This window comes from Lentzea sp. NPDC092896 (assembly GCF_044754905.1).
Lineage (GTDB): Bacteria > Actinomycetota > Actinomycetes > Mycobacteriales > Pseudonocardiaceae > Lentzea.
This window is the reverse complement of the sequence record NZ_JBIVPX010000001.1, coordinates 770,229-796,231: the sequence shown is the minus strand read 5'-3', so window position 1 is coordinate 796,231 and position 26,003 is coordinate 770,229. Positions and strand designations below refer to the sequence as shown.

At 70.8% G+C, this 26,003-nt stretch carries 1 protein-coding gene (only partly in view); it reads right to left on the bottom strand.

Annotated features, from left to right (window positions below):
* Window positions 1-26,003 carry the 5' portion of a type I polyketide synthase gene (locus ACIQF0_RS03490; RefSeq protein WP_401023986.1) on the bottom strand. Its footprint begins 1,345 nt before the window's first position, so 26,003 of the gene's 27,348 nt are visible here — the first part of the coding sequence; its start codon is at window positions 26,001-26,003; the stop codon falls past the left edge of the window.

Genomic DNA, 26,003 nt, shown 5'->3' with positions numbered 1-26,003 from the left:
TGGACGCCGGTGTCACGGACCGCCAGCTGGTCCTCACCGCCGCCGTTCGTGATGGCGGCGACCAGGCCCTGCTCGATCTGGCCGTCGATGGTCCCGGGCAGGTCGACCAGGCCACCCCAGTGCCGCGGCAGGTCGAGCGCCGCGACCCTGCCGAGGCCCCACAACGCCACCTGCTCGGGGTGGTGCACGGGATCGGTCGCGCCGGTCGAGATCGCCTGTTTCGTGACCGCCCAGAACGGCGCGGTGCTGCCGGCGTCACCGAGTGCCTGCAGGAGCAGGACGTTCAGCGCGAGACCGAGCGGTGTAGCGGTGAACTCGTGGTGCGGCGCGTTCTCCGTGCCGAGCAACGAGATCACGCCGACCGGTTCGATGCCGATCAGCTCGGTGGCGAGCAGCGCGCGTTCGGCGTTGGAGCGGACCGTGATCCGCACGAGGTCGCTGCCGAACGTCCGCAGCACCGCCTCGGTCCACTCGTCGACGTGCTCGGGAACGGCCGCGAGCCAGGTGCCGTTGATACCGGTGGCCTGGACGCCGCGCAGGAGCTGCCACGAGTCGCGGTAGCGCCAGCCATCCACAGTGGACTGCGTCTGCTGCTTCGCACGCCATTCCCTGAGCGCGGGCAGCACGTTCTCCGCGTCGACGCCGAGAGCACCGGTGAGCTCGCCGTTGTCGACCAGCTGCCAGAACGCGCTGTCCTCGGCGTTGACGACCTTGGCGCCCGCCTTGGGCCAGAACCTGCTGCGGCTGAACGGATACGTCGGCAGGTCGATCCTGCGGCCGTCGCACTTCCACCGCACGTCGAGGCCCGCGACCCACGCCTCGGCGAGCGAGGTCGTGAACCGGCGGCTGTTTCCCTGGTCGCGGCGCAACGAGCCGACCGTGACCAGTTCCGTGCCGTCCGCTTCGGCCGTGGCCTGCGCGGACATCGTGAGCACCGGATGCGGGCTCGCCTCCACGAACACGCGGTAGCCGTCCTCGATCAGCTTCCTGGTGACCGCGACGAACTCGATGGGGCGGCGCGCGTTCTCGTACCAGTAGCCGGCGTCGAGGGTCGCGGTGTCGACGCGTTCGGCCTTGACCGTCGAGTAGAACGCGATGTCGGTCGTGCGCGGCGTGATCGTGCCGAGCAGGTTCATCAGCTTCTCGCGCAACGGTTCGACCTGCGGACCGTGCGACGCCACCGTCGACGCGACGACACGTGCCCGGATCTCCCTGGCCTGACACAGTTCCACGAACTCGTTGAGCTCCTGCAGAGCACCGGCGACCGTGCAGGCGTTGGGGCTGTTGATGCCCGCGATGGACAACACCGGCCACTGCTCGATGAGCTCGCGCGCTTCCTCGACCGGCAACGCGACGCTTGCCACCGCGCCGTTCCCGACGAGCTCGTCGGCGAACAGCTGCGACCGCAACACGACGATCTTGGCCGCTTCGTCGAGGCTGAGCGCCCCGGCGACGTAGGCGGCGGCGATCTCGCCCTGCGAGTGACCGACGACCGCGGCGGGTTCGACGCCGTTCGCACGCCACGTCTGAGCGAGCGACACCATGACCGCGAACAGCGTCGGCTGCAGCACCTCGATGCGTTCGAGGAGTGCGGCCTCACCGCGCAGCACGTCGATCACCGACCAGCCGACGAGCTCGCCGATCGCCGCGTCGCACTCGGTGATCCAGTGCGCGAACGTCTCGTCCTCGTCCAGCAGCGCGACCGCCATGCCGTGCCACTGACTGCCCTGACCGGGGAAGATGAACACCGGCGCACTCTCTTGCGCGACGCCTTGGACCACTTCGTCCCCGATGAGCACCGCACGGTGGTCGAACACCGACCGGGTCGTCAGCAACGAGAACGCCAGATCGTTCGCATCGCTCTCCAGCGCGCGCACCTGCTCGATGCGCGCCTTCAACGAGGCCGGCGACTTCGCCGACACGACCAGCGGCACCACGCCGCTCTGCTGAATCGATCCCGGCTGGCTGGCCCCCAGGGGGCTTTCATCCCCCATCCCAATCATCTCAGGCAGGTCTGACAATTCCGGCCGGCTGGCCTGAGCTGGGGCTTCTTCGAGGATCATGTGCGCGTTGGTGCCGGAGATGCCGAACGCCGAGACGCCCGCGCGGCGCGGGTGGCCGTTGGTCTCCCACTCGCGGGCCGACGTCAGCAGCTCGACCGTGCCCTCGGACCAGTCGACGTGCGAGGACGGCGCGGCGACGTGCAGCGTCTGCGGGAGAAGGTTGTGGCGCAGCGCCAGCACCATCTTGATCACGCCCGCGACACCCGCGGCCGCCTGCGTGTGGCCGATGTTCGACTTCACGGAACCCAGATAGAGCGGTGACGACCGGTCCGCGCCATAGGTGTTGATCAGGGCCTGGGCCTCGATCGGGTCGCCCAGCGCCGTGCCGGTGCCGTGCGCCTCGACGACGTCGACATCGCTCACGGACAGACCGGCGTTCGCGAGAGCAGCGCGGATCACGCGCTGCTGCGAGGGGCCGTTGGGTGCGGTCAGGCCGTTGGACGCGCCGTCCTGGTTGACCGCCGAACCGCGGATCACCGCGAGCACCTGATGCCCGTTGCGCACCGCGTCGGACAGCCGCTCCATCACGACCATGCCGACACCCTCGGACCACCCGGCACCATCGGCGTCGTCGGAGAACGCCTTGGACCTGCCGTTCGCCGCGAGAGCACCCTGCCGGGTCAACTCGGCGAAGGCGAACGGCGTGGTCATGATCGTCGCGCCACCGGACACGGCCAATGAACACTCACCGCCGCGTAGCGCCTGCACCGCGAGATGCATCGCGACGAGAGAAGCGGAACATGCTGTGTCGACGGTGACCGCGGGTCCCTCGAAGCCGAACGTGTAGGACAGGCGGCCCGAGATCACCGATGCCGCGAGACCCGTGGCCGCGTGCCCCTCGGTGTCCTCGGCCGACGACGTCAGCAACGTCGCGTAGTCCTGGCCGTTCGTGCCGACGAAGACACCGGTCTGCGACCCCCGCAACGACAGCGGATCGACGCCGACCCGTTCCAGCGCCTCCCACGTGGTCTCCAGCAGGAACCGCTGCTGCGGATCCATCGCCATCGCCTCACGCGGCGAGATCCCGAAGAACGCCGGGTCGAAGTCCGCGGTCCCGGCGAGGAATCCGGCCTCGCGCGTCACCGACGTGGACAGCACCGACTCCACGTCCCAGTCGCGGTCGACCGGGAACGCGCCCATGCCGTCCCGCCCGTCGACCAGCAGCTGCCACAGCTGTTCCGGCGTGGTGACGTCACCGGGGAAACGGCAGGCCATGCCGACGATCGCGATCGGTTCGTCGCCCCGCACGACGACGTTCTCCAGCGACTCGGCCGCTCCACCACGCAGGTGGTCGGCGAGCCGGCGCGGCGTCGGGTAGTCGTAGACGAGCGACGCGGGCAACGTCCGGCCGGTCGCCGCCGACAGCTGGTTGCGCAGCTCGACCGCGGTCAGCGAGTCGAACCCGAGGTCGCGGAACTCCTTGTCCACGCCCACCGCGTGCGGTCCGGCGTAGCCGAGCACCGACGCGACGGCCGTGCGGACGACCTCCAGCACGTCACCGCTGACCTCGATCTTCTTGCGCGCCTTGGGCTTCTTCTCCGGCAGGATCGCGATGGCGACGGTCGGCGCGTCCTCCGCGACCGCCCGCCACATCGACTCCACCGCCAGGTCGGGACGCATGGTGATCGCGCTCAGGTCCGCTCCGACACCGTCCGCCATCCCGGAACCGGCCCACGCACCCCACGCGATCGACGTCGCGTTGAGGCCCTGCGCACGCCGGTCCCGCGCTATGGCGTCGAGCACGGCGTTGGCGGCCGCGTAGTTGGCCTGACCGGGGTTGCCGAGAGCGCCCGCGACCGACGAGAACAGCACGAACGCGTCCAGCTCCCGATCGCACGTCAGCTCGTCGAGCACCAGGGCGGAGGCGACCTTCGATCGGAACACGTCCGCGAACCGTTCCGGCGCAAGGCCTTCCAGCACGCCGTCGCTCAGCACGCCGGCGGTGTGCACGACGGCGTTCGGCGAGTACGTGTTCAGCAGGTCGGCAACGGCCGCGCGGTCCGCGACGTCGCACGCCACGATCTCCGCGTCCAGTTCCTCCTGGAGCTGGGCGGCTCCCGGCGCGTCGAGACCGCGCCTGCTGACCAGCACGATCTTCTCCACGCCGCGCTGCTTGAGGTCACGGGCGACGTGCGTGCCGAGCGCACCCGTGCCACCGGTGACGATGACGGTGCCATGCGGCTCCCACATCGCATCGGTGGGCTGTGCCGCGTCGTACCGCCTCGCGAACACTCCGTCCGCCCGGATCTCGACCTCGGCCTCGTCGCCGGCGAGTACCGCTGCCAGCTCGGCGACGTCACCGGTGATGTCGACCAGACCGCCCCACTGCGCGGGCAGCTCCAGCGCGGCGACTCGCCCGAGGCCCCAGACCGCGCTCTGCGTCGCGCTGGTCGCGGCACCTCGCGTGACTGCCCAGACCGGAGCGCTCACACCCTTGCGCGCCAACAACTGGATCAGCTCCATCGTCGCGATCACGCCGTGCGGCACGCCGTTCTCGTCGGCCTCGCCGTCCAACGCGAGCAGCGACACGATCCCGTCGACTGGCGTCTCCGGCAGTTCCTGCACCACCGTGCCGTTGACGGCCGACGCGACCTCGCGAGCGAAGTCGTCCTCAGCGCCAAGCACCAGCCACGTCCCGGAGACGTTGCCACGCGGGGTGATCCGCTCCCACGACTCGCGGTGCCGCCATGAATCCACAGTGGACTTGGCGCGGTCGACCGGCGCGACGTCGAGCACGGTCGGCCAGTAGCGCTCGTGCTGGAACGCGTACGTCGGCAGGTCGACCCGCCGTGCGCCGGTGCCCTCGAACAGCGCGCCCCAGTTCACGGTCGCGCCGCTGACGTGCAGGCGGGCAAGTCCGGCGACGAACGCCTGTTCCTCGCCGCGGTCCTTGCGCAGCAACGGGATTCCGCTGACCATCGCCGACAGCACGCCGTCCGGTCCGATCTCCAGGAACGTGCTGCCGTCGAGCGCGCGCACCGTGTCGTGGAAGCGCACGGTCTCCCGTACGTGCCGCACCCAGTACTCGGATTGTTGAACAATCCCACCAGTCAACAACGGGATCGTCGGATTGTTGAACGAAATCCCGGCGATGGCGGCGCGGAAGTCGTCCAGCATCGGCTCCATCAGCGGCGAGTGGAACGCATGGCTGACCTGCAACTGCTTCACCTTGCGCGGCCCAGTGCCAGACGCGGCACCGGACGTAGGATCGTTGAGTTGTTCAACAATCCTACGTGCCTCTTGTTCAACACCCGCGATGACCACGGCGTTCGGACCGTTGACCGCCGCGATCGACACGCCCCCGGTGAGCAGCGGGGCGATCTCCTCCTCGCCGGCCTCGATCGCGAACATCGCGCCACCGGTCGGCAGCGCCTGCATCAGCGAGGCGCGCGCGGAGATCAGCGTGCACGCGTCTTCGAGGCTGAACACGCCGGCGACGTGCGCGGCCGCGATCTCGCCGATCGAATGCCCCGCGAGCCGGTCGGCCTTGATGCCGAACGACTCGGCCAGCCGGTAGAGCGCCACTTCCAGCGCGAAGATCGCAGGCTGGGCGTTGCCGGTCTGGTTCAGCGCGTCCGCGTCCTCGCCCCACACGATCGATCGCAACGCGGGGTCGAGGTGCGCGAGCACGGCGTCGAAGGCGTCCGCGAACACCGGGAACCGCTCGTACAGGTCCCGGCCCATGCCGAGCCGCTGCGACCCCTGTCCCGTGAACAGCAGCGCCAGATCGCGCTCACCCGTCTCTCCCCTGGCGATCTCCACGCCGTCCACCAGCACCACCCGCTGCTCGAACGCACTGCGCGACACCGCCAGCGAATAGGCCAGGTCGAGCTGCGAGGCGTCGACTGAGCCAAGACCCGCGAGCTGATCGGCCAGCGCCTCCTCGGACCGGCCTGACACCACGAGCGGCACCACCGCAGCGGTCGCCGTGACCTCGGGAACCGCGGCCGCGAACTCCGGCGCCTCCTCGATGATCACGTGCGCGTTCGTGCCGGAGACACCGAACGACGAGACACCGGCACGGCGCGGGTGGCGGCCAACAGGCCAGTCCCGGCGTTCCATGAGCAGCTCGACGTTGCCGGTCTGCCATTCGACGTTGGACGACGGCGCGTCGACGTGCAGCGTCTGAGGCAGCACGCCGTTGCGCAGCGCCATGATCATCTTGATCACACCGGCGACACCGCCGGCGGACTGCGGGTGGCCGAGGTTCGACTTGATGGACCCGAGCAGCAGCGGGGTCTCCCGGTTCTGCCCGTACGTCGCGAGCACGGCCTGCGCCTCGATCGGGTCGCCCAGCGTCGTACCCGTGCCGTGCGCTTCGACAGCGTCCACTTCGGACGGTTCCAGACCGGCGTTCGCCAGCGCCTGGCGGATCACGCGCTGCTGTGACGGGCCGTTCGGCGCGGTCAGGCCGTTCGAGGCGCCGTCCTGGTTGACCGCCGAACCACGCAGCACGGCGAGCACCTCGTGGCCGTGGCGGCGAGCGTCCGACAGGCGTTCCAACAGCACCACACCGGCGCCTTCGGACCAGCCGGTGCCGTCGGCGGACTCCGCGAACGCCTTGCAGCGGCCGTCCGGCGCGAGTCCACCGGCTGCCGTGAACGCCGAGTAGGCGTTCGGCGTGGTCATCACCGCGACGCCACCGGCCAGTGCCAGGTCGCACTCACCGTTGCGCAGAGCCTGCGCGGCCCAGTGCATCGCGACCAGCGACGACGAGCAGGCCGTGTCGATCGTGACGGCCGGGCCCTCGAGGCCGAGCAGGTAGGAGATGCGGCCGGACAGCACCGACGCGGAGAACGCCGTCGTCGCGTACGGGCCGGTCTCCTCCAGCGAGCGGGTGAGCAGCGACTCGTAGTCCTGGCCGGTGGTGCCGACGAAGACGCCGGTCAGGCTGCCCTTCAACGACGTCGGGTCGATGCCCGCTCGTTCCAGCGCCTCCCACGAGGTCTCGAGGAGCAGGCGCTGCTGCGGGTCCATCACGACGGCCTCGCGCGGCGAGATGCCGAAGAAGCCCGCGTCGAAGTCGGCGACGGCGTCGAGGAAACCGCCCTCGAACGTCGAGCTGGCGAGCCGTTCCAGGTCCCAGCCTCGATCAGTGGGGAACCGCGAGATCACGTCCCGCCCCTCGAAGACCAATTCCCACAACGCTTCCGGTGTCGTCACGCCGCCTGGGTAACGGCAGCCGATGCCGACGATCGCGATCGGGTCGTCGGTGGCGATCGTGGCCGCGCGGACCTCGATCTGTTGCGCTCCGCCGAACAGTTCGTCGCGCAGGTGCTGCGACAGCGTCGTCGCGGTCGGGTAGTCGAAGACGAGCGTCGCGGGCAGGGCGAGCCCGGTCGCGGTCTTCAACCGGTTGCGCATCTCGACCGCGGTGACCGAGTCGAAGCCGAGCTCGCGGAACGCGCGGGCCACCGGAACCTGGTCGCTTTCCTGGTAGCCCAACGTCTTCGCGGCCTCGGCGCGCACGAGGTCGAGCAGTGCGCGGTCGCGTTCGGCCTCGGTCAACCGGGAGAGTCGCTGCTTGAGCTCCGACTCCTCGACGACCTCGTCGGCCAGCGCCGCCCGCACCTCGGCGATACCGCTGAGCAGCGGGCTCGGGCGTTCGGCGGTGAAGCTCGGCGCGAACCTGGCCCAGTCGACGTTGGTGACGGTGAGCTGGGTCTGGTCGTCGGCGACGGCCTGGCGCAGCACCTTCATCGCGAGTTCTGGGGGCATCGCGCCGATGCCGATCCGTTGCAGCGCCTCGTACATGCCGTGATCGGCCGCCATGCCGGCGTCCGCCCACGCGCCCCACGCGATCGACGTCGCCTGCAGACCCCGCGACCGGCGCAGGTGAGCAAGTCCGTCGAGGTAGGCGTTGGCCGCGCCGTACGCGGGCTGGCCGCCACTGCCCCAGCTCGCCGCACCCGACGAGAACAGGATGAAACGGGCCTGTGGCGCGAGTTCGTGCAGGTGACGGGCCGCGGTGATCTTCGTGTCGAGCAACGCGGTGACGTCCTCGTACCGGATCTCGTCGATCGGGGCGTCGCCGGTGCCGATGCCCGCGGCGTGCACGACCGTCGTGAGGTCGTCGATGTCCGCGAGCAGGGCTGCCAGTGCGTCCCGGTCCGCCGCGTCGCAGGCCGCGATCGTGACGCGAGTGGTCGTTTCGAGCTCCGCCTTGAGTTCGGCCGCGCCGGGTGCGTCGAGGCCGCGGCGGCTGGTGAGCACCAGGTGCTCAGCCCCGGCCTCGGCCATCCAGCGAGCCACGTGCCCGCCGAGCGCGCCTGTGCCGCCGGTGATCAGCACCGTGCCGGACGCCTGGAAGTCCGGGCTGTGGTGGGCGTTCGTGCGGACGAGACGGCGGGCGAACACGCCGTTGTCGCGGATCGCGACCTGGTCCTCGCCGCCGGTCAACGCGGCCGCGAACCGTTGCGCGGCCTTGTGGTCCAGCGTGCCGGGCAGGTCGATCAGGCCGCCCCAGCGGCGGGGCAGGTCGAGCGCGGCGACGCGGCCGAGGCCCCAGATCGCGGTCTGCGCCGGGTCTACCTCCTCGCCGCCGACCGCGACGGCGTTGCGGGTGACGGCCCAGATCGGCGCGCTGACACCGGCTTCCGCCAGTGCCTGGACCAGCGTGATCGTCGCTTGCAGGCCGGTCATCGCGATGACGCCGTCGATCGTCTCGGGCAGGCGCGCGGTGAGGTCCACGCGGGTGATCTGCTCGTCGACGTCGAGGTGAACGGCGTTGAGAGCGTCGATCACGTCCTGAGCAGCTGTGCCGGACGTGACGACCAGCCAGGAACCGGCCGGGGTTCCGCTGACGGTGACCGGCGTCCACTGGTCGCGATACCGCCAGGTGTCCATTGTGGATTCGGACTTGCGGCGGCTGCGCCATTGCGCGAGCGTGTGCGCGACACCCTGCCCGACACCCATGTCCTCCAGGCCGCCGTTGTCGACGAGCTCCCAGAACTCGGCGTCGACCGGGTCGGAGGTGTCCTTGACGAGCGGTTCGGGCCAAAACCTCTGGTGGTCGAACGGGTAGGTCGGCAGCGCGGCGCTCCGGCCGCCGGGGTACTGCCACCGGACGTCGAGGCCCGCGACCCACGCCTCGGCGAGCGAGGTCGTGAACCGGTGGCTGCCTCCCTGGTCGCGGCGCAGCGAGCCGATCGCGACGATCTCGGTGCCGATCGCCTCCGCGGTCTGCTGCGCGGGCAGCATCAGCACCGGGTGCGCGCTCGACTCGATCAGGACGCGGTGGCCGTCCGCGACGAGCCTCTCGACCACCTTCGCGAAGCTGACGGGCTGCCGGGCGTTCTGGAACCAGTACTCGGCGTCGAGGGTCGTGGTGTCGATGCGCTCGGCCGTGACGGTCGAGTAGAACGGCACGGTGCCGGGCTGCGGCGTGATGTCGGCGAACAGGTCCAGGATCTGGTCGCGGAGGCGGTCGACCTGCGCGCAGTGCGAGGCGACGGTCGAGCCGATCACGCGGGCCCGGATGTCCTGGGCCACACAGCTTTCCACGAACTTCTCGAGCGCGGGAACGTCGCCGGCGACCGTGCAGGCGTACGGGCTGTTGACGCCCGCGATCGCCAGCTCCGGCGGCAGCAGCTTCTCGACTTCCGGTGCGGGCAAGGCGATGCTCGCGACGGCTCCGTTGCCGACGAGTTCGTCCGCGAACAGCTGCGACCGCTTGACCACGATCTGCGCGGCCTGGTCGAGGGTGAGCGCGCCGGCGATGTAGGCGGCGGCGATCTCCCCCTGCGAGTGGCCGACGACCGCGACGGGTTCGACGCCGTTCGCGCGCCACGTCTGGGCGAGCGAGATCATGATCGCGAACAGGGCGGGCTGCAGGACCTCGATGCTCTGAAGCAGCTCGGCTTCACCGCGCAGCACGTCGATGACCGACCAGCCGACGTGTCCGGCGATCGCCCGGTCGGCCTCGGCCATCCACCGCGCGAACGTCTCGTCCTCGTCGAGCAGCGCGACCGCCATGCCGTGCCACTGGCTGCCCTGGCCGGGGAACACGAACACCGGCCCCGGCCCAGCGTCTGCGACCGCACCTTCGACGACCTCCTCGCCGACGATCACCGCGCGCTGGTCGAACCTGCTGCGCGCGGCCAGCGAGAACCCGACGTCGATCGGGTCGCAGCCGCCTGCCACCAGTGCCTTGATCCGCTCGACCTGCGCGCGCAGCGAGCCCGCCGACTTCGCCGACACCGCGAGCGGCACCGCGCCAGCCTGCTGAATCGATCCCGCCTGGCTGGCCCCCAGGGGGCGGCGAGCCCCCATCCCAATCATCTCAGGGAGGTCTGACAATTCCGGAGCCTCGAGGATGACGTGGGCGTTCGTGCCGCTGATGCCGAACGACGACACACCGCCGCGACGCGGCCGGTCGACCTCGGGCCAGTCGCGGGACGACGTGAGCAGCTCGACGGCGCCCGCGTCCCACTCGATGTGCGACGACGGCGCGGACACGTGCAGCGTCTGCGGGAGCACGCCGTGGCGCAGCGCCATGATCATCTTGATGACACCGGCGACACCGGCCGCCGACTGGGTGTGGCCGATGTTCGACTTGATCGAACCCAGGTAGAGAGGCTCGGCGCGGTCCTGTCCGTAGACGGCGAGCAGCGCCTGCGCCTCGATCGGGTCGCCCAGCGAGGTGCCCGTGCCGTGCGCTTCGACGGCGTCGACGTCCAGCGGGGTCAGGCCCGCGGACGTGAGCGCCGCGCGGATCACCCGTTGCTGCGACGGGCCGTTCGGCGCGGTCAGGCCGTTGGACGCGCCGTCCTGGTTGACGGCGGTGCCCTTCAGGACCGCGAGGACGTTGTGGCCGTTTCGCAGGGCGTCCGACTGGCGTTCCAGCACGAGCAGGCCGACGCCCTCGGAGAACCCGGTGCCGTCCGCGCCCTCGGAGAACGCCTTGCAGCGGCCGTCCGACGAGACACCGCGCTGCCGGGAGATCTCGATGAACGTCGCCGGCGTCGACATCACCGCGACGCCACCGGCGAGCGCCAGCGACGACTCCCCCGTCCGCAGCGACTGCGCCGCGAGATGCATTGCGACCAAGGAGGAAGAACACGCCGTGTCGATCGTGACGGCCGGACCTTCCAGACCGAGCACATAGGACACTCGGCCGGACGCGACCGACGGCGACGAGCCGGTCCCGTGGTGGCCCTCGAACTCACCGCCGAGCAGCTGCGCGTAGTCGTTGTACATGACGCCCGCGAACACGCCGGTGTCGCTGCCGCGCAACGAGACCGGGTCGATTCCGGCGCGTTCGAACGCCTCCCACGCGGTCTCCAGCAGCAGGCGCTGCTGCGAGTCCGTCGCGAGGGCTTCACGCGGCGACATGCCGAAGAACGCCGGGTCGAACTCGCCCGCGTCGTGCAGGAAGCCGCCGAGCCGCGTCGAAGAGGTGCCGATGTCGTTGCCGGAGAACAAGGTGTCGAGGTCCCAGCCGCGGTCGGACGGGAACTCGGAGATCGCGTCCGTGCCGTCCAGCACGAGCCGCCACAGGTCCTCGGGCGTGCTGACCCCGCCGGGGAACCGGCAGGCCATGCCGACGACGACGATCGGGTCGTCGTCCGACACCGGCCGCGTGGCGACGACATCGCCGCCGTCCGCGCCGAACAGTTCGTCACGCAGGAACGCCGCGAGCACGTGCGCGGTCGGGTAGTCGAACACCAGGGTCGCGGGCAGCCGCAGCCCGGTGACCGCGGTGAGGCGGTTGCGCAGGTCGACGGCGGTCAGCGAGTCGAACCCGAGGTCGCGGAACGCCCGCGAGGCGTCGAAGTTGTCCAACGCCAGCACGGCGCTGACCTGCGCGCGGATCAGGTCGAGCAGCGCGTCGAGGCGTTCGGCGTCGCCCAGCGGACGCAGCTTCGCGGCCAGACCGGTCGCCGCGTCCGAACCGGCGACCATGCGGCGGGCGCGCGTCCGGATCAGGCCGCGCAGCAACGAGGGAACCTCGCCCTGTGCCCGCAACGTCGCGAAGTCGAGGCGTGCGGGCAGCAGCACCGCCTCTCCTGAAGCGATCGCCGCGTCGAACAACGCCGTGCCCTGCGCCGGCGTGATCGGCGGCATTCCGGCGCGCACCAGCCGTTCCCGGTCGGCGTCGGTCAGCGAACCGGTGAGGCCGACCGTCGCCTCCCACGTGCCCCAAGCCAGCGAGACGGCGTTGCCGCGGTGTTCGGCGAGCGCGTCGAGGAACGCGTTGCCCGCAGCGTAGTTGCCCTGGCCCGCGCCGCCGAGAATGCCTGCGGCGGAAGAGAAGAACACGATCCTCGCGTCGGGCAACAGCTCGTGCAGGTGCCACGCGGCGTCGACCTTGGGCCGCAACACCGTGTCGAACTGCTCGGGCGTGAGCGACTCGATCACGCCGTCGTCCAGCACGCCGGCGGTGTGCACGACCGACTTGACCGTGTGCTTCTTCAGCAGCCGCTGCAACGCCCTGCGGTCACTGACATCGCACTTGACAACCTTGACGGCCGCGTCGACCTCCCAGTCGGGCTTGCGACCACTCCTGCTGGCCAGGATCAGCTCCGTGACGCCGTGCTCGGCGACGAGGTGCTGGGCGATCACGCCACCGAGCCCACCGGCGCCGGTGATCAGGACCGGGCTCTCCCAGACGGTCTCCTCGGTCGCGGCGGCGCGCTGCAGCCGTGGCGCGAAGAGCTGCCCCTGCCTGATGCGCAGGTGCGGTTCGTCCGCGGCGAGCGCCTGCGGCAGAAGGGCTTCGTCGTCGATGTCGGCCAGCACGAACCGGCCGGGGTGCTCGGTCTGCGCCGACCGCACCAGGCCCCAGACGGCCTGCCCGGCCAGATCGCCTTCGCGGGTAACGAAAGCCAGGCGCTCGGTGCGTTCGGCGGAGATCCACTCCTGGAGCTTGGCGAGCACGCGGGTTGTCAGCGTGCGCGTCGACTCGATGACGTTGCCGTCGCCCGCGACGTGCTCGATGACGACGTTCTCGGCCACGTCGGACGGCAACGCGGTGGGCGTCCACTCAATGCGGAACAGCGAGTCGCGGTCGACCTCGTTGCGCGGCACCGCGACGGGCCGCACGACGAGCGACTCGACCGTGGCGACTGGTTGGCCGGTGGTGTCGGCGAGCGCGATCTCCATCGCGTCACCGTGGGAGCGCAACCGTACCCGCAGCTCCGTCGCGCCGGTGGCGTGCAGTGACACGCCCTCCCACGAGAACGGCAGTCCGGCGCCGTCCTTCGCGAGCAACGCGGCGTGCAGTGCGGAGTCCAGCAACGCCGGGTGCAGGCCGAAGCCCGAGGTCTCCTCGGACGTGGTGACCTCGGCGTACACGTCGTCGCCGGAGCGCCACACCGCGCGCAGGCCCTGGAACGCGGGCCCGTACTCGAAGCCCATGTCGGCGAAGCGCTCGTAAGCTCCTTCGACGTCAACGCTTTCGGCTTGAGGCGGCCACGCGGTCGCGTCGAAGTCGCTGGTAGCGGTGCCGGTCGACACCGTGCCGGACGCGTGCTGGGTCCACGGTGCTTCGTTCTCGGTGCGTGAGTAGATCGCGATCTGGCGGCGTCCGTTCGCGTCCTCGGACTTCACCGCGACCTGCAGTTGCACGGATCCGTCGAGGACCAGCGGCGCGGAGATGGTGAGCTCGTCTAGGCTCTCGCAGCCGACCTCGTCGCCTGCCCGGACCGCGAGCTCGACGAAAGCCGTCCCGGGCAACAGAACCGTGCCGCTGACGGCATGATCCGCGAGCCACGGGTGGGAATGCGCCGACAGCCTCGAGGTGAACAGCACGTCCTCGCTGCCCGCGACGCTGACCGCCGCGCCGAGCAGCGGGTGTTCGCCGTGCCGTGCCTGCCCGGACGGCCAGAAACGCCGTCGCTGGAACGCGTACGTGGGCAGGTCGATCAGCTTGCCGCCGGGGAAGTCCCACCGGACGTCGAGCCCTCGCACGTGCGCCTGCGCGAGTGCGGTGAGCAGATGCCCGCCTTCGTTGCGCCGCAACGTTCCGAGCACCACAGCCTCGGTGTCGTGCGACTCGACAGTCTGCTCGACGCCGAACGTCAGCACCGGGTGAGCGCTCGGCTCGACGAAGAACCGGAACCCGTCGCGCAGCAGGGCGCTGGTGGCGTTCTGGAACTCGACGGTCTGGCGCAGGTTAGTGAACCAGTAGCCGGCGTCCATGACCGCGGTGTCGATCGGTTCGCCGGTCACCGTGGAGTACAACGGAATCGTGCCGGTGCGCGGCCGCACCTCTGCCAGGTCAGCCAGCACCCGCTCGCGAATCGCCTCTACCTGCGGGGTGTGCGAGGCGTAGTCGACGGCGATCATGCGCGCCCGGATGCCCTGCGTCTCGCACTCCAGCACGATCTCGGCGAGCGCCTCGACCTCGCCCGCGACGACCGTGGCGCGAGGCCCGTTGACGGCGGCGACCGCGACCCGGTCCTCGAACCGCGCGATCCTTGGCCGCACCTCGTCCACCGGCAACGGCACCGACAGCATGCCGCCCTTGCGCGACAACGCCTCGTCGACTGCCTGCGAGCGCAGCGCGACCACACGGGCCGCGTCTTCGAGAGTGAGCGCCCCGGCGACCGCTGCCGCCGCGATCTCACCCTGCGAGTGCCCGACGACCGCCTGCGGCTCGACACCGTGCGAACGCCAGACCTCGGCCAGCGACACCATGACCGCCCACAGCACGGGCTGCACGACGTCGACCTGGTCCAGCGGGAGTTCGTCGCGAAGGACCTCGATCAACGACCAGTTCACGAACGGCCGCAGCGCCGCGTCGCACTCGGCGATCTTCCGCGCGAACACCTCGTTGGTGGCCAGCAGTTCGCTGCCCATGCCGACCCACTGCGAGCCCTGACCGGGGAACACGAACACGGTCTTGCCCGCAGTCGTGACCTGGCCGGTGACGACGTCCTCGCCGACGACGACCGCGCGGTGATCGAACGCCGTCCGCGCGGCCAGCGTGAACCCGACGTCGACCGGGTTCGCCTCGACCGCCCGGATCCGTTCGACCTGGGCTTCCAGCGCTTCCGCGGTTTTCGCCGACACCAGCATCGGAACCGGACCGGGCTGCGGTTCCGACTGGGTTTCGGGAAGGCTCGGAGCCTCCAGGATCACGTGCGCGTTCGTGCCGGAGACGCCGAACGACGAGACGCCGGCGCGACGCGGGCGGGAGACGGACGGCCACTCGCGCGTGGAGGTCAGCAGTTCGACGGCGCCGGCCTCCCAGTCGACGTGCGACGACGGCTCGGTGATGTGCAGGGTGCGCGGCAGCACGCCGTGGTGCAGTGCTTGCACCATCTTGATCACCGACGCGACACCGGCGGCGGCCTGCGAGTGGCCGATGTTCGACTTGACGGAGCCGAGAAGCAGCGGTTCGGCGCGGTCCTGGCCGTACGTGGCGAGGAGCGCCTGGGCCTCGATCGGGTCGCCCAGCGGCGTTCCGGTGCCGTGCGCCTCGACGGCGTCGACATCCGTGACCGAGAGACCGGCCGATGCCAGCGCCGCGCGGATGACTCGTTGCTGTGACGGGCCGTTCGGGGCGGTGAGGCCGTTGGACGCGCCGTCCTGGTTGACCGCGGAACCACGGACGACCGCGAGGATGCGGTGGCCGTTGCGCAACGCGTCGGACTGGCGTTCCAGCACGACCTGGCCGATGCCCTCGGCCCAGCCCACACCGTCCGCGGAGTCGGAGAACGCCTTCGAGCGCCCGTCCTCGGAAACGCCGCGCTGCCGGGAGAACTCGATGAACGTCGACGGCGTGGACATCACGGTCACACCGCCGGCCAGTGCGAGGGAGCACTCCCCCGACCGCAGCGACTGGATCGCCCAGTGCATCGCGACCAGCGACGACGAGCACGCCGTGTCGACCGTGACAGCAGGGCCTTCCAGGCCGAACACGTAGGACACGCGGCCCGAGGCGACGCTGCCCGCGCTGCCCTGACCCTGGTGTCCTTCCATGTCGCCGCCGCCGACGACGGACTGGTAGTCGTTGTACATCAGGCCGGTGAACACACCGGTCGCGCTGCCCCGCAACGACGATGGGTCGATTCCCGCGCGCTCCAGGGCTTCCCAGGCGGTCTCCAGCAGCAGGCGCTGCTGGGTGTCGGTCGCCAGCGCCTCCCGCGGCGACATGCCGAAGAACGACGGATCGAACTCGGCCGCGTCGTGCAGGAACCCGCCGGACCGCGTGTAGGAGGTGCCGATGTGGTCAGGATCCGGGTGGTAGAGGCCTTCGAGGTCCCAGCCGCGATCGGACGGGAACCCGGTGACGGCGTCGACCTCGTCCATCACCAGCTGCCACAGCTCTTCCGGCGACGTGACGCCACCGGGATAGCGGCAGGCCATGCCGACGATCACGATCGGATCGTCCGAAGTGGACACCAGGGCAGGCAGGTTCGGCGTGGCGGCAACGGCTCCGAGCAGCTCGTCGCGCAGGTAGGAGGCCAGCGCGCCGGACGTCGGATAGTCGAAGATCAGCGTCGCGGGCAGGCGGATGCCGGTCGACGCGGTGAGGCGGTTGCGCAGTTCGACAGCGGTCAGCGAGTCGAAGCCGAGGTCGCGGAACTGCTGCGCCGGATCGATCACCTGGGCGTTGACGTGACCGAGAACCCCGGCGACCTCCACGCGGACGACGTCGAGCAGCGCTTCGAGCCGGTCGGTCTCGGAGAGCGCGGACAGCCGGGAGACGAGCGTGACCGCGGTGTCCGAGCCGGCGACCGAGCGCTTCGAGCGCGTCCGGACCAGGCCGCGCAGCACCGGCGCCACCTCGCCCTTGGCCCGCAGCACGGCGAGGTCGAGCCGGAACGGCGCCAGCGCGCCGCCACCGTGCGCGACGGCCGCGTCGAACAGCTCGACGCCCTGCTCCACCGAGATCGGGGGCATGCCGGCGCGGCGCATCCGCTCCACGTCCACTTCGGACAGATGTCCGGCCATGCCGCCGTCCCAGGCACCCCAGGCGAGCGAGACGGTGTTCGGCCGGTGCGCGGCAAGCGCGTCGAGGAACGCGTTGGCCGCGGCGTAGTTGCCCTGGCCCGCGCTGCCGAGCGTGCCGGCGACGGAGGAGAACAGCACGAACCTGTCGAGGTCGCCGGCCAGCTCGTGCAGGTGCCACGCGGCGTCGACCTTGGGCTTGAGCACGGTCGCGAGGCGCTCCGGCGTGAGCGACTCGATCACGCCGTCGTCCAGCACACCGGCGGCGTGCACGATCGACCGGACCGGGTGCTTCTTCAGCAGTCTCTGCACGGCCTTGCGGTCCGACACATCGCACTTCGCGACGGTGACGCGCGCGTCCAGTTCGGCGACCCAGGCGGGCTTCTCGCCGCGCCGGCTGACCAGCACGAGGTCCTCGACACCCTGCGAGACAAGGTGTTTCGCGATGACGCCGCCCAGTCCACCGGTGCCGCCGGTGATCAGCACCGGTCCCTGCCAGGTGACCTCGCTCCGCGCGTTGTCCGCTCGCGCGAGCCTGGCGGCCTTCACCACGCCGTCACGGATGATCAGCTCGGGCTCATCGATGCCGGATGCCCGTGCGACGAGCTCGCCGGAGTCGGTGTCGATGATGCCGAACCGGCCGGGGTGCTCGGTCTGCGCCGATCGCACGAGGCCCCGCACCGCCGCGCCCGCCAGGCAGCCCATGCCGGTGACGAACACGAGCTTCTCGGGCCGCTCGTCGGCGATCCACTCCTGAAGCCGCTGGAGCGCTTGCGCCACGAGTGTGTGGGTTGCCTGGACGACTTCGCCCTCGGCGACGACGTGCTCCACCACGACGTCCGCGGCGGGCTCGGCGGGCAGGCCGGCCTCGACCCAGTCCAGGCGGAACAGCGAGTCGCGGTCGGTCGTGCTGAGCTGCTCGGCCGAGACGGCGCGCACCACGAGCGCGTCCACTGACGCGACCGGTGCGCCGGTGGTGTCGGCGAGCGCGATGGCGAGGCTGCCGCCGGTGCGGGTCAGCTTCACGCGCAACGCCGTCGCGCCCGTCGCGTGCAGCTGGACGCCCTCCCACGAGAACGGGAGCCCGGCGCCGTCGTCCACGAGCAGCGCGGCGTGCAGCGCGGAGTCGAGCAGCGCGGGGTGCAGTCCGAAGCCGTTCACCGACACGCCCTCGGGCAACGCGACCTCGGCGAACACGGTGTCGCCGCTCCGCCACGCCGCCCGCAGCCCCTGGAACGCGAGCCCGTACTCGAACCCGCTCTCCGCGAACCGCTCGTAGGCGTCCGCGACGTCGATCGCCTCGGCGTTCGGTGGCCATTCGCCGACCTCGGCGACGGCCCCGCCGGACCCGAGCACGCCGGTGGCGTGCTCCGTCCACGGCTCGTCGACGGCGGCCTCGGCCCGTGAGTAGACGGTGATCGAGCGGCGGCCGTTCTCCTCGACGCCCACGATCAGCTGCACCTGGACGCCGCCGCTCTCCGGCAGCACCAGCGGCGCGGCGAGCGTGAGCTCCTCGACGCGATCCAGCCCGACCTCGTCCGCCGCCCGGACCGCCAGCTCGACCAGCGCCGCGCCCGGCACGAGCACCGCACCGTGCACGGCGTGGTCGGCGAGCCACGACCGGCGCGACAGCCGCGCCGTGAACAGGTAGCCCGCGCCACCCGCGAGCTCGACCGCGGCAGCGAGCAGAGGGTGCTCCACCGCGCCCAGCCCGGCCGACCTGACGTCGGACTTCGCGGTGCTCTCCGGCCAGTACGACTGGTGCTCGAACGCGTACGTAGGCACGTCGACCCGTCGACCGCCGGTGTACAGCTGCGCCCAGTCAACGTTGATTCCGTCGACATGTACATGACTCAGTGCAGTCAACATTGACTCAACATCGGACTTGACCCGCGTCAACGTCGGAATCAACCCGTCAACCATCGCCGTCAACTGCGCGTCCGGCCCAAGCTCGACCAGCGTGACGTCGCCCAGCCGCGTGACGTTGTCGTGGAAACGGACGGTGTCGTGGACGTGGTCGACCCAGTAGTCGACCGTGGTGACATCGCCGGATGTCGACATCCCGACGACCGGCTCGTGGAACGTCAGCCCGCTGATCGCCTCGCGGAAGTCGTCCAGCATCGGCTCCATCAACGGCGAGTGGAACGCGTGGCTGACCTTGAGCCGCTTGTTCTTCCAGTTCTCCGCGAGGGCGAGGACCTCCGTTTCCACACCGGCGATGACCACGGACCGCGGCCCGTTGACGGCGGCAATGGACACGCCAGCGGTCAGCTGGGCGCGCACTTCTTCCTCGGACGCGATCACCGACACCATCGCGCCACCGGCCGGCAACGCCTGCATGAGCGCCGCCCGCGTCTGGACGAGCTTGGCCGCGTCTTGCACGCCGAACACTCCGGCGACGTGCGCGGCGGCGATCTCACCGATGGAATGCCCGGCAAGCTGTGAAGGCCGCACCCCGAACGATTCGAGCAGCCGGTACAGCGCCACCTCGACCGCGAAGATCGCAGGCTGCGCGTACCAGGTCTGGTTCAGGGCCTCGGCGTCCTCGCCCCACATGACCGCGCGGACGCCTTGGAGGTGCTCCAACACCTCGTCCAACGCCTGCGCGAACGCCGGGAACGCCTCGTACAGCTCACGTCCCATGCCCAGCCGTTGCGAGCCCTGCCCGGAGAAGACGAACGCGAGCGGCTTCCCGCTCACCACGCCCTGGGCGACGACGTGCCCGCCCAGCACCACGGCCCGGTGGTCGAAGGTCGTCTTCAGCGCGAGCGAATACCCGATGTCCCGCGCATCACCCTCCAGCGCGAGCACCCGCTCGATCTGCCCGTCCAGCGACGCCGCGGACTTCGCCGAGAGCAACCACGGCACCGCGCCAACCAGCGGAATCGATTCCGACTGGCCGGCCCCCAGGGGGCTCGAGACCCCCATCTCAATCATCTCAGGCAGGTCTGACAGTTCTGGAGCACTCGGTGCTTCCAAGATCACGTGCGCGTTCGTGCCCGAGACGCCGAACGACGAGACGCCGGCGCGACGCGGGCGTGAGGCAGCGGGCCACTCGGTGGACGTCGTGACCAGGGTGACGTCGCCGGCCTCCCAGTCCACGTGGGTGGAGGGTTCGTCGGCGTGCAGCGTGGCGGGTACGAGGCCGTGGCGCATCGCGTGCACCATCTTGATCACGCCCGCGACGCCCGCGGCGGCCTGGGAGTGGCCGATGTTCGACTTGATGGAGCCGAGCAGGAGCGGTTCGGCGCGATCCTGGCCGTAGGTGGCGAGGAGCGCCTGGGCCTCGATCGGGTCGCCCAGCGTCGTGCCGGTGCCGTGCGCCTCGACCACGTCGACGTCGGTGACCGACAGGCCCGCGGAGGCCAGGGCCGAGCGGATGACGCGTTGCTGTGACGGGCCGTTCGGGGCGGTCAGGCCGTTCGAGGCGCCGTCCTGGTTGATGGCCGAGCCGCGCACGACCGCCAGCACGGTGTGGCCGTTGCGGATCGCGTCGGACTGGCGTTCCAGCACGAGGAGGCCCACGCCCTCGGACCAGCCCACGCCGTCCGCGGTGTCGGAGAAGGACTTGCAGCGGCCGTCGGCGGACAGACCGCGCTGGCGGGAGAACTCGATGAACGTCGACGGGGTCGACATCACCGTGACGCCGCCGGCGAGTGCGAGGGTGCACTCGCCGTTGCGCAGGGCCTGCGAGGCCAGATGCAGTGCCACCAAAGAGGAAGAGCAGGCGGTGTCGACCGTGACGGCCGGGCCCTCGAAGCCGAAGGTGTAGGAGACGCGACCGGACGCGAACGTTCCGGCGCTGCCCATGCTCTGGTAGCCCTCGAACTCGCTGCCGCTGATCACGACCGAGTAGTCCGTGTACATGACGCCCGCGAAGACGCCGGTCGCGCTGCCGCGCAACGACACCGGGTCGATGCCGGCGCGTTCCAGGGATTCCCAGGCGGTCTCGAGCAGCAGGCGCTGCTGCGAGTCGGTCGCGAGGGCCTCGCGCGGGGACATGCCGAAGAACGCCGGGTCGAACAGCGGTGCGTCGTGCAGGAAGCCGCCGGAGCGGGTGTAGGAGGTGCCGATGTGGTCGGGGTCCGGGTGGTAGAGCGCGTCGACGTCCCAGCCGCGGTTGGCCGGCATGTCGGTGACGGCGTCGACGCCGTCCACCACCAGGCGCCACAGGTCTTCCGGCGACGACACGCCTCCGGGGTAGCGGCAGGCCATGCCGACGATGACGATCGGGTCGTCGGAGACCGCGGAACGCGCCTGCGCCACCGGAACGATCGTGTCGGCGCCGAAGAGTTCGTCGCGCAGGTAGGAGGCGAGCATGCCGGCGTTCGGGTAGTCGAAGATGAGGGTCGCGGGCAGGCGCAGGCCCGTGACCGCGGTGAGCTGGTTGCGGAGTTCGACGGCCGTGAGCGAGTCGAAACCGAGTGACTGGAAGGCGCGGCCGGGGTCGATCTCATCGGTGCCCGCGTGGCCGAGGACGGTGGCGACCTGGCCGCGCACGAGGTCCAGCAACGCTTCCAGGCGCGCGGTGGCGTCGAGCGACGCCAGGCGGCCGGTGAGCGAGACGGCGGTGTCCGAACCCGCCACGACGAGGCGCGGGCGGGTCTTGATCAGGCCACGCAGCATAGGCGGGATGTCGCCGCGGCCGCGCAACACAGGCAGGTCGAGACGCACGGGAACGGCGTTGCCGGCGGTGATGGCCGCGTCGAAGAGCTCGACGCCCTGCTCGACGGTGATGCCGGGGATTCCTGTGCGCGCCATGCGTTCCGCGTCGGCGCCGGACAGCATGCCCGCGATCCACGGACCCCACGCGAGCGACGTGCCGGGCAGGCCGGTCGCGCGGCGGTGCTCGATGAGGCCGTCGAGGAACGCGTTGGCGGCGGCGTAGTTGCCCTGTCCCGCCGTGCCGATCGTGCCCGCGACCGAGGAGAACACGACGAAGGCGTCGAGGTCCGTCGCCAGCTCGTGCAGGTGCCAGGCGGCGTCCACCTTGGGGCGCAGCACGGTGCCGACGCGGTCAGGCGTCAGGGACTCCACGGTGCCGTCGTCGAGGACGCCCGCGGTGTGCACGATCGCGCGAACCTCGTGACGTGCCAGCAGGTCAGCGACGGCGGCGCGGTCGGAGACGTCGCACGCCTCGACGGTGACCTGTGCGCCCAACGCTTCCAGCTCCGCGACGTCGGCCTCGCCTCGGCGGGAGACGAGCAGCAGGTCGCGGACGCCGTGTGTGGCGACGAGGTGGCGTGCGATCACCAGGCCGAGTCCGCCGGTGCCACCGGTGAGGAGAACCTTGCCCTGCCAGGAGAACTCGCCGGACGGAGCCAGGCGGGCCAGCCGCGGCACGAACACCTCGGTGCCGCGCAACCGGATCTGCGGCTCGTCCAGCGCGAAGACCTCCGCCGGAACGTCGCCGTCCGCCTCCACCAGCACGAAACGGCCTGGGTGTTCGGTCTGCGCCGACCGCACCAGGCCCCACACCGCCGCCGCACCCAGGTCGCCGGGACGCGTGACGACCGCCAGGCGGTCCTGCCGTTCGTCGGCGATCCACTGCTGCAGGCGGGCGAGCACCTGCGACGTCAGGGCGTGCGCGGACTCGATCGGGGAGCCCTCGGAGACGACGTGCTCGATCTCGACCGCGGCGGTCTCAGTCGGGAGTGCGACGGGGGTCCAGTCGACGTGGAACAGAGCCTCGCGCGCGATTCCGGAGTCATCGGCGGGGATCGGGCGGGTGACGAGCGAGTCGATCGAGATGACCGGGGTGCCGTGGGGATCCGTCGCGGTGATGGCGAACGACTCGCCCTGAGGCCGGATGCGCACGCGCAGCGCGGACGCACCGGTCGCGTGCAGCGAGACGCCTTGCCACGCGAAAGGCATGCCGCCCTCGGACGTACTGAGGTCTGCGGCGTGCAGGGCTGCGTCCAGCAGGGCGGGGTGCAGGCCGTAGCGATCGGTCTCGTCCGCGACGGAGACCTCGGCGTAGACGTCGTCGCCGCCGCGCCAGGCCGCTCGCAGGCCTTGGAACGCCGGTCCGTACGCGAAGCCGTTGTCCGCGAGACGCTCGTAGAACCCTTCCAGGGAAAAGGGTTCCGCTCCCTGCGGCGGCCACACCGCGGTGTCCAGGACCGTCGCGGTGCCGGACGCGAGATAGCCGGTGCAGTGTTCGAGCCACGGTGTGTCCGGGTCGAGCCGGGAGTACACGGTGATGGAGCGGCGTCCTGTCGTGTCCTGGGCGCCGACCGCGACCTGGAGCTGCACCGGGTCGCTCAGCACGAGCGGTGCGGAGAGGGTCAGTTCGTCCAGGCGGTCGAGGCCGAGCTCGTCGGCGGCGCGCAACGCGAGTTCGGCGAAAGCGGTGCCGGGGAACAAGGTTCGGCCGCCGACGACGTGGTCCGCAAGCCATGGCTGGGTGGCGGCCGAGAGCCTGCTGGTGAACACGACTCCCTGGCCGTCGGCCAGTTCCACCGCCGCGCCGAGCAGCGGGTGGGAGACGGCGGTGAGGCCGAGTCCGGACGCGTCGGCGTTCTTCGCGGTGGACGGCCAGAAACGCCGGCGCTGGAACGCGTACGTCGGCAGGTCGGTCCTGGTGGCGCCCTCGTAGAACGGCGTCCAGTCGACGTCGGTGCCCGCGACGTGGAGGCGGGCGAGCGCGGTGATCAGGGTCTGGGTCTCGGGGCGGTCCTTGCGCAGGGAGGGGATGCCGTCGACCAGCGCGGACAGCACGCCGTCCGGGCCGATCTCCAGGAACCTCCTGTCGCCCAGGGCCCGCACGGTGTCGTGGAAGCGGACCGTGGCGCGGACGTGGCGGACCCAGTAGTCGGCGTTCGCGACGTCGCCCAAGCCAGGGATGGTGGGGGCGTTGAAGGTCAGGTGTTCGATGGCGGCGCGGAAGTCGTCCAGCACCGGGTCCATCAGCGGCGAGTGGAACGCGTGGCTGACCAGGAGCTGCTTCGACTTGCGGCCCTCGAACCGGGCGACGACCGCGCGGGCTTCGTCTTCCGCGCCGGCGACGACGAGCGAGTCCGGGCCGTTGATCGCGGCGATCGACACGCCCGCGGTGAGGTGCGGGGTGACCTCGGCTTCGGTGGCCTGCAGCGCGATCATCACGCCGCCGGTGGGCAGGGCCTGCATGAGCCGGGCTCGGGCCTTGATTAGGGTGCAGGCGTCTTCGAGGCTGAGCACACCCGCGACGTGCGCGGCGGCGATCTCGCCGATCGAGTGACCGGCGACGTGGTCGGCTTTGACGCCGAATCCCTCCAGCAGGCGGTACAGCGCGACCTGCAGGGCGAAGATCGCGGGTTGCGCGGTGCCGGTCTGGTCGAGGGCCTCGGCGTCGTCGCCCCACATCGCGCTCACGTCGAGGTGCTGGGCGACCTCGTCGAACGCGCCGCGGAACGCCGGGAACGCCTCGTACAGCTCGCGCCCCATGCCGAGACGCTGGGAGCCCTGACCGCTGAACAGCATCGCGAGCTGCTTCTCGCCGGCGGTGCCGCGCGCGATCTCCGCACCGTCGAGCAGAACCGCGCGGTGCTCGAACAGCGTGCGCGACACCAGAGCGTGGCCGACGTCCTTCGCCTCCGCCGTGATGTCGCGCAGCTGGGCGATCTGAGCGGTGAGCGCCGCCTCGGACTTGGCCGAGACGAGCCACGGAGTGCCCGGAACCGAGGCCCGGTGGCCGGCCGGTTCCGGGGCGGGCGGCGCTTCCAGGATCAGGTGGGAGTTCGTGCCCGAGACACCGAACGACGAGATGCCGATGCGGCGGGGCCGGTCGACGGACGGCCACGGGGTCGCGGAGGTCAGCAGCGAGACCGAGCCCGCCGTCCAGTCCACGTGGGACGAAGGCTCGGTGACGTGCAGGGTGCGCGGCAGGACGCCGTGCCGCATCGCCTGGACGACCTTGATCACCGAGGCGACGCCCGCCGCCGCCTGCGTGTGCCCGATGTTGGACTTGATGGAGCCGATGTAGAGCGGGACGGCACGGTCCTGGCCGTAGGTGGCGATCAGGGCGGCTGCCTCGATCGGGTCGCCCAGGGTGGTGCCGGTGCCGTGCGCCTCCACGGCGTCGACGTCAGCAGGCATCAGACCGGCTGAGGCCAGCGCGGCGCGGATCACGCGTTGCTGTGACGGGCCGTTCGGCGCGGTCAGGCCGTTGGAGGCACCGTCCTGGTTGACGGCCGAACCACGCAGCAGACCCAGAACGTGGTGGCCCGCGGCCACGGCGTCCGACAAGCGCTCCAAGACCAGCATGCCGGCCCCCTCGGCCCAGCCGACGCCGTCCGCCGAGTCGGAGAAGGCCTTGCAGCGGCCATCCGAGGCAAGGCCGCGTTGCAGGGTGAACTCGATGAACGAGCTCGGCGTGGCCATGATCGTCACGCCGCCGGCCAGCGCCAGCGAGCACTCGCCGCCGCGCAGAGCCTGCATCGCGAGGTGCATGGCGACAGAGGACGAGGAGCAGGCGGTGTCGACGGAGACCGCGGGGCCCTCGAAGCCGAACGTGTAGGAGAGACGGCCCGACAGGACGGACGCGATGAGGCCGGTGGAGGCGTGCCCGTCGCCGTCCACCGACACCAGGTCCGCGTAGTCCTGGCCGTTCGTGCCCACGAAGACACCGGTCTGCGAGCCGCGCAACGACGAGGGATCCAGACCTGCGCGCTCCAGAGCCTCCCACGTCAGCTCCAGCATCATGCGCTGCTGCGGGTCCATGCCCAGGGCCTCGCGCGGCGAGATGCCGAAGAAGTCCGCGTCGAACGAGGCCAGGTCGGTCAGGAACCCGCCCTCCTGCGCCAGCGACTGGTCGCGCAACGAGGACAGGTCCCAGCCGCGGTCGGCCGGGAACGGGGAGACCAGGTCCCGTTCGGCGACAACGGCTTCCCACAGCTGCTCGGGTGTGGTCACCCCGCCGGGAAAGCGGCACGACATGCCCACGATCGCGATGGGCTCGCTGTGCTTCTGCTCCAGTTCGAGGACGCGTTCGCGAGACCGGCGCAACTCGACCGTGACTCGCCTCAGGTAGTCGGCAACCTTGTCCTGCTGCTCTTCCTGCAC